We start from the raw sequence: 12,606 nt of genomic DNA on the forward strand, positions 1-12,606 counted from the left end.
CTCTCAGTCCCTCGGCAGGCCGAGGATGCGTTCGGCGACGACGTTGAGCTGTACCTGGGTGGTGCCGCCGGCGATGGTCAGGCAGCGGGACATCAGGAAGCCGTGCACCGCCCGCTCCCCCGGCCCCTCGTTCACCGCCCCTTCCGGGCCGAGGAGTTCGAGGGCGAGTTCGGCGACCTTCTGCTGGTGGACGGTCTGGACGAGTTTGCGTACGGAGGCGCCCGCGCCCGGTTCCAGGCCGGAGACCTGCTGGAGGGTGGTGCGCAGGGTGATGCAGGCCAGGGCGTGCGCCTCGGCGGCGAGGGCGCCGATCCGGGTGCGGCAGGCGGCGTCGAGGACGTCGGCGCGGGCGATCAGCGCCTCCAGGCCGGTGTCGAACGCCATCTGGTCGGCCATGTGGACGCGTTCGTTGCCCAGGGTGTGACGGGCGACCTTCCAGCCGCCGCCCGCCTCGCCGACGAGGGCGTCCGGGGGCAGCAGGACGTCGTCGAAGTACACCTCGTTGAAGAGGGAGTCGCCGGTGATCTCCTTGAGGGGGCGGATGTCGATGCCCTCGGTGTGCTTCATGTCGACGACGAAGTAGCCGAGCCCCTGGTGCTTGGGGGCGTCCGGGTCGGTCCGGGCCAGCAGGATGCCGTGGTCGGCGCCCCGGGCGGCGCTCGTCCACACCTTCTGGCCGTTGATCCGCCAGCCCTCGGGGATGCGTTCGGCCTTCGTGCGCAGCGAGGCGAGGTCGGATCCCGCGCCGGGTTCGGAGAAGAGCTGGCACCACTGGAGGTCGCCGCGCAGGGTCGGAAGGAGGTAGCGCTCCTGCTGGGCGGCGGTTCCGTGGGCGATGAGGGAGGGCACGACCCAGGTGGCGATGGAGAGGTCGCTGAGCCGGACGCCCTGGTCGCGCAGTTCCCGCTGGACGACGAGTTGGTGGACGGGGCCGGCGTCCAGTCCGTAGGGGGCGGGCAGATGCGGGGCGGCGTAGCCGGTGGGGGCGAGGGCGCGGCGGGCGGCCTTCGGGTCGAGGCCATGGACGGCGGCGACGGCCTTACGGGCGGCGGCGCGGTGGGCGTCGGCCTCCGCGGGCAGTTCCAGGACGAGTTCGCGGCGGGCGCCGCCCGCGGCCAGCCGGACGGCCCGCTGCCGGTGTTCGTCGCCTGCGCCGAGCAGTTGGCGGGCGACCAGGGCGCGGCGCAGATACAGATGGGCGTCGTGCTCCCAGGTGAAGCCGATGCCGCCGAGGATCTGGATGGTGTCCTTGGCGCAGCCGTACGCGGCGTCCAGGGCGGTCGCGGCGGCGAGCGCGGCACCGAGCCCCCGGGGGCCGTGGTCCCGGCCGTCCGGCGGGTCCGTGGCCGGGGAGGCCTCCCCGGCGGCCGCGCGGGCGGCGTCCCAGGTGAGGGCGCGGGCCTGTTCGAGGCGTACGAGCATGTCGGCGCAGAGGTGTTTGACAGCCTGGAACCGGCCGATGGGGCGGCCGAACTGTTCGCGGACCTTGGCGTGTGCGGTGGCCGTGTCCAGGCAGCGGGCGGCGGTGCCGCAGGCCTCGGCGGCGAACAGGACGGCGGCGAGGTCGCGGACGAGCTCCGGATCGGCGTCGAGCAGCCGGTGCGCGGGGACGGCGACGCCGTCGGCGCGGACCTCGGCGGTGGGCCGGGTCGGATCGGCGCTCCGGTGCGGGCGCACCCGCAGACCGGGGCTGTCGGTGTCGACGGCGAACCAGCGGACGCCGGTCGCCGTGGCCGCCGGGAGGATCAGCAGACCGGCCTCGGCTCCGGAGAGGACCGGGGGAAGCACGCCGTCCAGGCGGTGGCCGTCCGGCTGCTCGACGGCTTCGAGGGTGCCGGGTCCGAGGGCGACGGCTCCGATGCGGGTGCCGGACGCCAGTGCGCGGACCGGGTCGCCGGCGCCGCAGGCGTGGAGGACGGCGGAGGCGAGGGCGTTGGCCAGGAAGGGGCCGGGCAGGGCGGCGCGTCCGGCCTCTTCGAGGACGACGGCGAGATCGAGGAGGTCGCCGCCGCTTCCGCCCGCGTCCTCGGGGAGGTGGATGCCGAGGAGGCCCTGTTCGGCGAGCGCGTCCCAGTGGGCGGGGCGTGCGCCGGGGGCGGAGGGGGCGTCCGCGTCGAGGAGTTCGCGGATCTCGGCGGGTGGGACGGCGCGTGCCAGCCATCCCCGCACGGAGTGTGCGAGTGCCCGGTGTTCTTCGGTGATTCCGATGCCCATGCGGATCCTCGCCGGTCGCAGCCACTGGAACGGCGCAAGAGTAGAACACGTTCCAATCTGACGGAAGGTCAGATGGCACCCCAATCACGTCCGTCCCGGAAGGGCGGTCCCGCGATGTGTCCGGTTCCGGTCCCGTTCACCGGAATACCGGGGCCGTACGGAAGGTTTCACTCTGCACGCACTTGGTGGCCGAGGGGGGTCCGCCGCCGTGACCGGGCAGTCGCGCCCCCTCCCCCACCGCACCTACGTACGCTGCCGGGAGGCCGCACGCATGCCACAGACGACGCACGATCAGCCCGCCGCGGAGCTTCCTGATCCGCGGCCCTCGGGGACGGGCCGGGGGATCGTCCCCGTCCTCGCCTTCGCGGGCATCACCGTCGCGGTGATGCAGACCCTGCTCGTCCCCGTCATCAAGGATCTGCCCGCTCTTCTGCACACCGATCCGGCCAACGCCACCTGGGTGATGACCGCGACCCTGCTCGCCGGGGCCGTCGCCACCCCGATCATGGGACGGCTCGGAGACCTCTACGGCAAGCGACGGATGCTGCTCGCCAGTCTCGCCGTGATGGTCGTCGGCTCGCTGATATGCGCGTTCACCGACAACCTCGTGATCATGATCACGGGCCGCGCGCTCCAGGGCTTCGCCATGGGTGCCATCCCGCTGGGCATCGGCATCATGCGCGACGAACTGCCCCGCGAGAAGCTCGGTTCGGCGATGGCGCTGATGAGTTCGTCGATCGGCGTGGGCGGCGGACTCGCGCTGCCCGCCGCCGCGCTGGTCGCCCAGCACACCGACTGGCACGCCCTGTTCCTCGGCTCGGCCGGCCTCGGGGTGCTGGCCATGGCCCTGACCGTGGCGGCCGTACCGGAGACCTCGCTCCGCGCCCCCGGCCGCTTCGACCTCGTCGGCGCGCTCGGCCTCTCGCTCGGCCTGGTCCTCCTGCTGCTGCCCGTCACCAAGGGGAGCGACTGGGGCTGGACCTCCACCACCACGCTCGGACTGCTCGCCGCCTCGGTCGCGGTGCTGCTGCTGTGGGGCGTGTTCGAACTGCGCAGCCCCACCCCGCTGGTGGACCTGCGGACCACCGCCCGCCGGGAGGTGCTGCTCACCAACCTGGCCTCGATCATGGTCGGCGTCGCCTTCTACGCCGTCTCGCTCGTGCTGCCGCAGCTGCTCCAGCTGCCCACGTCCACCGGGTACGGCCTCGGCCAGTCGATGGTGGTCGCCGGGCTCTGCGTGGCCCCGCTGGGCCTGACGATGATGTTCGTCGCCCCGCTGTACGCCCGGATCTCGGCCCGCCGGGGCCCCAAGGTCTCGCTGATGCTCGGCCTGCTGGTCATCGCCGCCGGGTACGGGGCGGGGCTCGGGCTGATGAGCGCCGCCTGGCAGACCGTGGTGATCGCGGTCCTGCTCGGCGCCGGGATCGGCCTCGCGTACTCCTCGCTGCCCGCCCTGATCATCGGGGCGGTCGACGCCTCGGAGACCGGCGCGGCCAACGGGCTGAACACGCTGATGCGGTCGATCGGCACCTCGGTCTCCAGCGCCGTGATCGGCATGGTCCTGGCGCACACCTCGGTGCGAATGGGCCCGGTGACCGTGCCCACCATGGAGGGGTTCCGGACCTCGTTCATGATCGCGACGGGTGCGGTGGTGGTGGGTCTGGTGCTGGCCTCGTTCCTGCCCTCGCAGCGCCCGTCCACCGCTCCGGTCCTGCTGGCGAGCAGCGCGGCCGACGCCGCCGCCCGGGAGGTCGGCGAGCCGCTGCCCGCCGTGCCGCACCCGTTCGACGGCCCGCCCGCCTTCCGCGGCCGGGTCCGGGAGGCGGACGGCACCCCGGTCGCCGGGGCCAATGTGACCCTGATCGACCGGCACGGCCGGCAGGCCGGGCTCACCACCACGGACGCGGAGGGCCGCTACGCACTGGCCGCCCCGGGCAGCGGCAGCTTCGTGCTGGCCGGTTCGGCCGCCGGCTACGCGCCGCGGGCCCGGCCCGCCGCGTATCCGGCGGACGGCGGCCCGGCCGAGACCGATCTGGTGCTGACGCTCAGCGCACCGGAGCGTCGAACCGCGGCACGGTCGTGAGGAGTTGAGAGACGTCCGCCCCGGACGGCAGTTCGCGCGGCTCGGCGCCGCGGGCGAACAGCCGGGCGGGGCGGGCGCCCAGGACCCGGGCCCGGCCGCCCTCCACGCGCAGCCAGGAGCCCTCGCGCAGCCCGAGCACGGGCACGTCGTTCTCCTCCAGGAACTCGGTCAGCCGCTCCTCGCGGGTCTCGCCCTTGTGGGTGCTGGCCGGGTCCGGGTCGAGGTAGTGCGGGTTGATCTGGAACGGGACGAGGCCGAGCGTCTCGAAGGAGGGCGGGCACACGATCGGCATGTCGTTGGTGGTGCGCAGGGTGGGCGCCGCCATGTTCGTCCCGGCGCTGGCGCCCATGTACGGCAGTCCGCCGCGCACCGCGTCGGCGACGGCCTCGCACAGTCCGGTGCGGTACAGCGCGCTCAGCAGCCGGAAGGAGTTGCCGCCGCCGATGAACACCGCGTCGCAGGCGGCGAGTCCGTCGACCGGGTCGGCGCCCTCGTGGACGCCGCGCACGCTGATCCCGGCCGGTTCCAGGGCCGCGCGGACGCGTGCGGTGTACCCGTCGTGGTCGGCGAGCGCGTACGGCACGAAGGCGAGCCGGCCGCCGGAGGGCAGGAAGGCGGTCACGGTGTCCAGGGCGTGTTCCAGATAACCGCGGCCGTGCTGGGTGGAGTTGGAGAGCAGCAGCAGATTCATGGGGTCCTCGTCGGTTCGCGCGGGCGGGCGGTGCGGTCGGTACGGGGCGGAGCCGGGCCGTACGGGCGGCGGAGCCGGGGCGTACGGGGGCGGAGTCAGGCCGTACGGGGGCGGCGGGGGCGGGGCTTGGGGCGCTGCGGCGGATGGGTCAGGCGCCGCTCCAGGAGTTCGGCGGCCTGCCGCAGGGCGTCCAGCCGGTTCTCCGGCGCCCCCTGGAACCGTTCCCTGTCGCCGCCCAGGCTGAGGCTTCCGTAGGGCTCGCGGCCCAGGAAGACCGGCACGGCGACGGTCGCGACGCCGGTGTCGTACTCGCCGACGGTCCAGGCGTACCCCTGGGCGCGGATCTTCAGGAACTCCTGCTCCAGCAGGTCCGGGTCGGTGACGGTCCGGTCGGTGAAGCGGGCCATCGGGCGGCCCCGGAAGAGCCGGTGGCGCTGCTCGTCGGGCAGATAGGCGTAGAAGGACTTGCTGGTCGCTCCGGCGTGCGCCGGGTAGAGCTCGCCGACCAGGGGGTAGTAGCGCAGCGGCCCGGTCTCGCCCTCCTCCGCCGCGACGCACCGCATGTGGAAGCTGTCCGGGAGGCAGAACAGCACGGTGTCGCCGGTCACCCGGCGCAGTTCCTCCAGGACCGGTCCGGCCAGCAGCTCCAGTGATCCCGAGCGCTCCCAGAGCCGGCCCAGGCGGAGCACGGCGGGGCCGATGCGGTAGCGGCGGGTGACCGGGTCGGAGACCAGGAAGCCGCGTCCGGCGAGGGTGGCGAGCAGCCGCTGGGCCACCGAGGTGTCCCAGCCGAACTCCTCGGCGACCTCGGTGACGCCCCAGTCGGGCCGGGAGCGCTCGAACGCGAGCAGGACGAGGAGCGCCCGGTCGACGGTCTGGAGGGCGCCGGGGGGCGTCCGCCGGTCCAGATCAAAGTCCGCCATGTCATCTCACCATTCAGACCTGAATTGCAAATAACGGGAAACGGTTGCGTTCAACGCTATCGGATCCCGAATCTGCTCTCAGCACCCCGTCCCGGCTCCCCTCTCCCTGCCGGGCGCCGGACGGGTGCGACGGATGCGCGAGAAAGGCCCCCCATGTTGAAGTACGTGCTGGATGTCGTCGATCTCCTCGACGACCCCCAGGTCAATGGCAAGACGGTCGTCGAGTACCTCGACACGGTGGCGGGGGCCGAGGGCTCGTCCGCGACGGTCACCACGGTCGCCGGTGAGCGCGGTTCGACGGACTTCGTGATGGTCCGCATCCCGGGCTCCCGGGGCCGTACCGCCGGTGGCGACGCCCGGACGCTCGGCGTCGTCGGCCGGCTCGGCGGCATCGGCGCCCGGCCCGAGGTGACCGGCATGGTCTCCGACGCCGACGGCGCCGCCTCGGCGCTCGCCGCCGCGGCCAAGCTCCTCGACATGCGCCGCCGGGGCGACGTCCTGCCCGGCGATGTGATCGTCGCCACCCACATCTGCCCGGACGCCCCGACCGAACCGCACGACCCGGTGCCGTTCATGGGCTCGCCGGTGGACATCGCGACCATGAACCGGCACGAGGTGACCGGCGAGATGGAGGCGGTGCTCTCCATCGACACCACCAAGGGCAACCGCATCATCAACCACAAGGGCCTCGCCCTGTCGCCCACCGTCAAGGAGGGCTGGGTGCTCCGCGTCTCCGAGGCCCTCGGCGAGCTGCTGGCCGTGGTGACGGGTGAGCCCCTGGTCACGTATCCGGTGACCACCCAGGACATCACCCCGTACGGTAATGGGGCACACCACATCAATTCGATCCTTCAGCCCGCCACGGCGACGGCCGCCCCGGTCGTCGGTCTGGCCATCACCTCGGCCGCCGCGGTGCCGGGCTGCGGGACCGGCGCGAGCCACGAGGGCGACATCGCCTCCGCCGCCCGCTACGCCGTCGAGGTCGCCAAGGCCTTCGGCGGCGGCCACCTGGACTTCCACGACGCGGTGGAGTTCGACAACCTCGTCAACCGCTACGGGTCGCTGGCTCACCTGCAGACCTTCGGCCGTACCCCCCAGGAGTCCTGATGGCAGCCGCCCCGCAGGCCGACGCCGCGGTCCCCGCGACCAAGAGCATCGGCAGCGACGACTACGCGCTCTCGCGCGTCCCGCGCGACAAGCGCTTCGGATTCTGGTCGATGCTGCTCCAGTGGCTGGCCCAGTCCGGTTCGATCTCGCAGTTCACCCTGGGCGCCACCATCGGCGTCGGCATGACCTTCGGCGACGCCTTTCTCGCGTTCACGCTGGGCGCGGTGATCCTGGAGGTGGTGATCTTCGCGATCGGTCTGGCCGGGATGCGCGAGGGTCTGGCGACCCCGATGCTGACCCGCTGGGTCGGCTTCGGCCGCAACGGCTCGGCGCTGGTGAGCTTCGTCATCGCGGTCAGCCTGGTCGGCTGGTTCGGCGTCCAGAACAAGATCTTCGGCGACAGCGTCTCGGCGCTGGTCGGCGGGCCGTCCTGGATGTGGTGCGTGCTCGCGGGCATCGCCATCACCGCCCTGGTGATCTTCGGATTCCGGTACATGGCCAACTTCGCGAAGATCGTCACCCCGCTCTTCTTCGCCATGGTCGCCTTCTCCGTGATCCGGACGCTGAACGACCACTCCTTCAGCGACCTGATCCACTCCCCGCCGCCGGGCGACACCATTCCGCTGGCCGTCGCCGCCACCGCCATCGCGGGCGGCTACATGACGGGCGCGATCGTCTCCCCCGAGATGACCCGCTACAACCGCAAGGGCTCGCACGTCTTCCTGCAGAGCGCCTCGTCGATGATCCTCTCCGAGTACATCGTCGGTCTGACCGGTGTGCTCCTGGGCCATCTGGTCAAGAGCAACGAGGTCTCGCACATCGTGCTCTCCACCTCCGGCGCCTTCGGGGTGCTCGTCGTCCTGATGTCCACCGCGAAGATCAACGACTGGAACCTGTACGGCTCCTCGCTGGGCGTCGTCAACTTCTTCCAGGTCGTCTTCGGCAAGCGCGTCCACCGCGGCGCGGTCACCATCGTCCTGGGCATCGCCGGCACCGTGCTGTCCGCCGTCGGGATCATGGGCCACTTCACCGAGTTCCTGACCATCCTCGGTGTGGCCATCCCGCCGATCGGCGGGATCATCGTGGCCGAGTACTGGGTCGTGAAGCGGATGCGCAAGCCGCTGGACGACACCCGCGAGGCCGAGACCCTTCCGGCGTACTCCCCGACCTGGGTCCCGATGTCGATCGCCATCTGGATCGCCGCGTTCTGCGTCGGCAAGTTCTACGACGGCGGCATCCCCGCGCTGAACTCGCTGGCCACCGCCTTCGTCCTGTACAGCGTCCTGGGCCTGCTGGGCTGGATCAAGCCCTACGGCACCTCCGTCCTCGCCGACGAGCAGGACGGCACCGCCCCCGCCCCGGCCGCCCGCACCACCACCCCCGTGGGAGCAGCATGAGCACCGCATCCGGCACCGCCCTGGTCCCGGCCTCCGACGAGGCCCAGGCGGAGGTCGTCGACCTCTGCGCCGAGCTGATCAGGTTCGACACCTCCAACCCGACGAGCGACGAGCGCGCGAGCGCCGAGTGGGTGGTGGGCCGCCTCGCCGAGGTCGGCATCGCCTCCGAACTGATCGAGTCGGCCCCCGGCCGGGCCAGCGTCATCGCCCGGATCGCCGGCCGCGACCCGGAACGCGGCGCCCTGCTGGTCCACGGCCATCTGGACGTGGTCCCCGCCGACGCCTCCGAGTGGCAGGTCCCGCCGTTCTCCGGCGAGATCCGCGACGGCTACCTCTGGGGCCGGGGCGCGATCGACATGAAGGACACGGTGGCCGTGATGCTGGCCACCGCGCGGCACCTCGCCCGCACCGGTACGCAGCCCTCGCGCGATCTGGTCCTGGCCTTCCTCGCGGACGAGGAGGCGGGCGGGAAGTTCGGCGCGCACTGGCTCGTGGAGCACCGCCCGGAGCTGTTCGCCGGGGTCACCGAGGCGATCGGCGAGGGCGGCGGTTTCTCCTTCGCCCTGGACGACAGCCGGCGCCTCTACCCGATCGAGAACGCCCAGCGCGGCATGGCCTGGATGGAGCTGACCGCCACCGGCCGGGCCGGCCACGGCTCCTCCCCCAACGACGAGAACGCGGTCACCGACCTCGCCGAGTCGCTGACCCGGATCGGCCGCGAGACCTTCCCGATCCGGCTGATCGAGCCGGTCCGCGCACTGCTGGAGGAGGCCGCCCGGCTCTACGGCGTCGACTTCGACGAGGACGACATCGAGGGCAGCCTCGCGAAGCTCGGCCCGGTCGCCGACTTCATGCAGGTGGTGCTCCGCAACTCCGCGAACCCCACCATGTTCAACGCCGGCTACCAGACCAACGTGATCCCCGGGAAGGCCACCGCCCGCGTCGACGGCCGCTTCCTGCCCGGCCACGAGCAGGAGCTGATCGACACGATCGACCGGCTGCTGCTGCCCTCGGTCACCCGTGAGTGGGTCAACCACGACATCGCGATGGAGACCACGTTCGACGGCCCGCTCGTCGACGCCATGTGCGAGGCGGTGCGCGCCGAGGACCCGGACGGCCACCCGGTGCCGTACTGCAACCCGGGCGGCACGGACGCCAAGGCCTTCACCCACCTCGGCATCCGCTGCTTCGGCTTCAAGGGCCTGAAGCTGCCGCACGACCTGGACTACGGCCGGCTCTTCCACGGCGTGGACGAGCGCGTCCCGCTGGAGGGACTGCGCTTCGGCGTCCGCGTCATGACCCGACTCTGGCAGAGCTGCTGAGACACCCGTCTCGGCTCTGCCGGGGGCCCGCCCCGACCCGGGCTCACCCCTCCGTACGCCCCCGCCGGTTTTTCCGGCGGGGGCGTACGGCACGATGGCGCCGTCGCACCGCCCGTCCCGTACCCCGCCCCACCAGGAGGAACCCCGTGGCCGCCGAGCCCCAGCCGGAGATTCTCGCCGCCTTCCAGGCCGCCAAGGGCTTCATGCCGGTGGGCGAGGGGCTGGCGCTGTACGCGGCCGCCGCCGAGGCCGCCGCGCTCGGACTGCCGCTGCTGGAGGTGGGCACCTACTGCGGGCGCTCCACCATCCTGCTCGCCGACGCCGCGCGGGCGGCCGGGGTGACGGCCCTCACCGTCGACCACCACCGGGGCAGCGAGGAGCAGCAGCCGGGCTGGGAGTACCACGACCCGACGGTGGTGGACCCCGAGGTGGGCCGGATGGACACCCTGCCGACGTTCCGCCGCACCCTGCACGCGGCCGGTCTGGAGGAGCACGTGGTGGCGCTGGTGGGCCGCTCCCCGCAGGTCGCGGCGGTCTGGGGCGGCCGGCTCGGCCTGGTCTTCATCGACGGCGGCCACACCGACGAGCACGCGAGCGGCGACTACGAGGGCTGGGCCCCGCACGTCGCCGAGGGCGGGCTCCTGGTGATCCACGACGTCTTCCCCGATCCGGCGCACGGCGGCCAGGCCCCGTACCGGATCTATCTGCGCGCCCTGGAGTCCGGCGCGTTCACCGAGATCTCCGTCACGGACTCGCTGCGGGTGCTGCGGCGCACCGGTCCGGGCATCTGACCCCCGGACCCGCTCCCCACGGCCCGGTCCCCGGCAACCGCTCCCCCGGACAGCGCGCGGGCTCCCGGATAGCATCGCCGGGTGTTCCACGACGAGAGTGTTCCCCCCACGCCCCGCCGCCGTCCGTCGCTGACCGCCGTCGCGGCGGTGGCGGTGCTGGGGGTGGGCCTGACCGGGTGCGGCGGCGACGGGGGCGGGCTCGTGGGGGCCGGGGCCGGCAAGGGCGGTGACGCGGTCCCGTCGTCGGCGGCCCCGTCCGCACCGGCCTCCCCGTCCCCGTCGCCGTCACGCACCGGTCCGTCGCCGTCGCCCTCGAAGAAGTCCGCCGCGTCCCCGTCGAAGGCGCCCTCGGGCCCGCTGTCCGGCCGGACGGTGGTCATCGACCCGGGGCACAACCCGGACAACCGGCTGCACACCGCGGAGATCAACCGCCAGGTGGACATCGGCACCACGCACAAGGAGTGCGACACCACCGGAACCGCCACCAACTCCGGTTACGCGGAGGCCTCGTTCACCCTGGACGTCTCGCGCCGGCTGCGGACGCTGCTGCGGGCGCAGGGCGCGACAGTGGTCCTGACGCACGACGGGGACCGGCCGTACGGGCCGTGCGTCGACGAGCGGGCGCGGATCGGGAACCGCGCGAAGGCCGACGCCGTCGTCTCGGTGCACGCCGACGGGTCCGCCGCGGGGAACCGGGGCTTCCATGTGATTCTTCCCGCATCGGTGCGCGGCGGTGGCGCGGACACCTCGAAGATCACCGGCCCCTCGCGCGATCTCGGCACCCGTATTGCGGGACTTTTCGTCCGCGCTACCGGAAGCTCTCCTTCCAATTACATCGGCGGCGGCACGGGGCTGGACACCCGTGGGGATCTGGGCGGACTGAATCTGTCGACCGTCCCCAAAGTCTTCATCGAATGCGGCAATATGCGTGATCCGAAGGACGCCGCCCTGCTCACCAGCGCGGGGTGGCGCCAGAAGGCGGCCCAGGGCATCGCGGACGGCATCAGCAGCTACCTGAACGGGTAGAACGGCCTCACCCGCGAGGTGGTTCCGCGAGGAATTCGGGGGGATCCCCGTCGATGATCCGCGCAGGGACCCAACCCGTCCGGGCAGACGATAGATTCATCCGTACGATGGGGAGCCGTTCCCGAGCTTCGCGCCGTGCGCCGTACCGGTGGCAGCGACGACCGCCCCGACGAGACGACCGACTAAGGACCTACACGTGAATATCCGCTCCCTCACACGAGGCGATGGCGTAGTGATCGGAGCAGCGGTGGTGCTGTTCATCGCCTCGTTCCTCGACTACTTCGACTACGGAAACTCCAACATCGACGGCCCCAACTCCTGGGACTCCCTGGGCAACGGCATCGGTGTCTACATGGTGGGCGTGATCGGCGCCGCGCTGATCGTGCTCTCCCGTTCGCAGCCGCAGCGCAAGGTCGCCGGTCTCGACCTCGGCGCGTTCGGTGTCGCCGCCACGGTGTTCACCGCCTGGAACATGTTCTGGACGATCATCGACCTCGGTCAGATCGACGCCGGCGCGGGCCTGATCCTCGGCCTGATCGCCGCGCTGGTCCTGGCCGGTGCCGCGGTGGCCTCGCCGCTGGTCCCCGCGCTGAAGGCGCCGCTGTCCTCGGGCCCGAAGCCGCAGGCCGTACAGCCGCCGTACGGCGGTCAGCCGCAGCCGGGCCAGGGGTACGGCTACCCGGGCGCCCAGCAGCAGCCCTACGGCGGTCAGCCGCAGGCCCCGTCCTACGGCGGCCAGCCGCAGCCGGGCCAGCCCGACCCGCAGCACGCTCCGGCCCAGCAGGCCGCGCCCGCCGGGGACTTCACCCCGTTCTGGTTCGCGGTGCCGGTGGCCCGTCCGCTCTTCGGTGAGGACGGTTCGCCGTCGCCGATCGCCGAACTGGCGCCGGGCACCTGGTACCTCGCGGTCGACCAGCAGGGTCCGAACCTGATCGCCCAGACGCAGGACGGCCGCCGGGGTGTGCTCCAGGACACCTCGGGCATCCAGCGCGGCTGACGCCGGGCGCGCGTCCCACCGACAGCGGCCCCCCGCCCCTTCCGGGCGGGGGGCC

At 72.6% G+C, this 12,606-nt stretch carries 10 protein-coding genes; 7 read left to right on the plus strand and 3 right to left on the minus strand.

Annotated elements, in window-relative coordinates:
* Positions 1 to 3: 3 nt before the first annotated feature.
* Positions 4 to 2,214, minus strand: coding sequence for an acyl-CoA dehydrogenase (locus ACFVDM_RS03670; protein WP_383632611.1), 2,211 nt, complete (start codon positions 2,212 to 2,214; stop codon positions 4 to 6).
* A gap of 271 nt (positions 2,215 to 2,485) precedes the next feature.
* Between ACFVDM_RS03670 and ACFVDM_RS03675 the strand changes: the two genes are divergently transcribed.
* Positions 2,486 to 4,297 carry an MFS transporter gene (locus ACFVDM_RS03675; RefSeq protein ID WP_383632614.1) on the plus strand — a complete coding sequence of 604 codons (1,812 nt, stop codon included), beginning with the start codon at positions 2,486 to 2,488 and terminating at the stop codon, positions 4,295 to 4,297.
* Here ACFVDM_RS03675 and pepE read toward each other — a convergent pair.
* Both pepE and ACFVDM_RS03685 read right to left on the minus strand, forming a co-directional pair.
* Positions 4,260 to 4,988 carry a dipeptidase PepE gene (gene pepE / locus ACFVDM_RS03680; protein WP_383632617.1) on the minus strand — a complete coding sequence of 243 codons (729 nt, stop codon included), beginning with the start codon at positions 4,986 to 4,988 and terminating at the stop codon, positions 4,260 to 4,262. The genes ACFVDM_RS03675 and pepE overlap by 38 nt on opposite strands.
* Before the next feature lie 95 nt (positions 4,989 to 5,083).
* Positions 5,084 to 5,911: an IclR family transcriptional regulator gene (locus ACFVDM_RS03685; RefSeq protein ID WP_383632620.1), complete on the minus strand. Its 828-nt coding sequence runs from the start codon at positions 5,909 to 5,911 to the stop codon at positions 5,084 to 5,086.
* A gap of 153 nt (positions 5,912 to 6,064) precedes the next feature.
* Here ACFVDM_RS03685 and ACFVDM_RS03690 point away from each other — a divergent pair, with 153 nt between their 5' ends.
* From ACFVDM_RS03690 to ACFVDM_RS03715, 6 genes are all read left to right on the plus strand, one after another.
* Positions 6,065 to 7,018, plus strand: coding sequence for a DUF1177 domain-containing protein (locus tag ACFVDM_RS03690; protein WP_383632623.1), 954 nt, complete (start codon positions 6,065 to 6,067; stop codon positions 7,016 to 7,018).
* Positions 7,018 to 8,415, plus strand: a complete 1,398-nt coding sequence (locus ACFVDM_RS03695; RefSeq protein ID WP_383632626.1) for a cytosine permease — start codon at positions 7,018 to 7,020, stop codon at positions 8,413 to 8,415. Before ACFVDM_RS03690 ends, ACFVDM_RS03695 begins: the two co-directional genes overlap by 1 nt.
* A complete protein-coding gene (locus tag ACFVDM_RS03700) occupies positions 8,412 to 9,737 on the plus strand; it encodes a M20/M25/M40 family metallo-hydrolase (RefSeq protein WP_383632629.1) in 1,326 nt (441 codons plus the stop codon). Before ACFVDM_RS03695 ends, ACFVDM_RS03700 begins: the two co-directional genes overlap by 4 nt.
* 203 nt (positions 9,738 to 9,940) lie before the next feature.
* Complete coding sequence (locus tag ACFVDM_RS03705; protein ID WP_383633517.1) at positions 9,941 to 10,528, plus strand: class I SAM-dependent methyltransferase; 588 nt, start codon at positions 9,941 to 9,943, stop codon at positions 10,526 to 10,528.
* Between the two features lie 81 nt (positions 10,529 to 10,609).
* The gene (locus ACFVDM_RS03710) at positions 10,610 to 11,554 is read left to right on the plus strand and encodes an N-acetylmuramoyl-L-alanine amidase (RefSeq protein WP_383632632.1); all 945 of its coding nucleotides are present in this window, start codon (positions 10,610 to 10,612) and stop codon (positions 11,552 to 11,554) included.
* A gap of 196 nt (positions 11,555 to 11,750) precedes the next feature.
* Complete coding sequence (locus tag ACFVDM_RS03715) at positions 11,751 to 12,551, plus strand: DUF5336 domain-containing protein (RefSeq protein WP_383632635.1); 801 nt, start codon at positions 11,751 to 11,753, stop codon at positions 12,549 to 12,551.
* The last annotated feature ends 55 nt before the right edge of the window (positions 12,552 to 12,606 follow it).

This window comes from Streptomyces sp. NPDC057682 (assembly GCF_042799575.1).
Classification (GTDB): Bacteria; Actinomycetota; Actinomycetes; order Streptomycetales; family Streptomycetaceae; genus Streptomyces.

What these genes read in the sequence shown, in the direction of transcription:
- ACFVDM_RS03670 (WP_383632611.1), bottom strand. Translation starts at nt 2,214, where the DNA reads ATGGGCATCGGAATCACCGAAGAACACCGGGCACTCGCACACTCCGTG.
- ACFVDM_RS03675 (WP_383632614.1), top strand. Translation starts at nt 2,486, where the DNA reads ATGCCACAGACGACGCACGATCAGCCCGCCGCGGAGCTTCCTGATCCG.
- pepE (WP_383632617.1), bottom strand. Translation starts at nt 4,988, where the DNA reads ATGAATCTGCTGCTGCTCTCCAACTCCACCCAGCACGGCCGCGGTTAT.
- ACFVDM_RS03685 (WP_383632620.1), bottom strand. Translation starts at nt 5,911, where the DNA reads ATGGCGGACTTTGATCTGGACCGGCGGACGCCCCCCGGCGCCCTCCAG.
- ACFVDM_RS03690 (WP_383632623.1), top strand. Translation starts at nt 6,065, where the DNA reads ATGTTGAAGTACGTGCTGGATGTCGTCGATCTCCTCGACGACCCCCAG.
- ACFVDM_RS03695 (WP_383632626.1), top strand. Translation starts at nt 7,018, where the DNA reads ATGGCAGCCGCCCCGCAGGCCGACGCCGCGGTCCCCGCGACCAAGAGC.
- ACFVDM_RS03700 (WP_383632629.1), top strand. Translation starts at nt 8,412, where the DNA reads ATGAGCACCGCATCCGGCACCGCCCTGGTCCCGGCCTCCGACGAGGCC.
- ACFVDM_RS03705 (WP_383633517.1), top strand. Translation starts at nt 9,941, where the DNA reads ATGCCGGTGGGCGAGGGGCTGGCGCTGTACGCGGCCGCCGCCGAGGCC.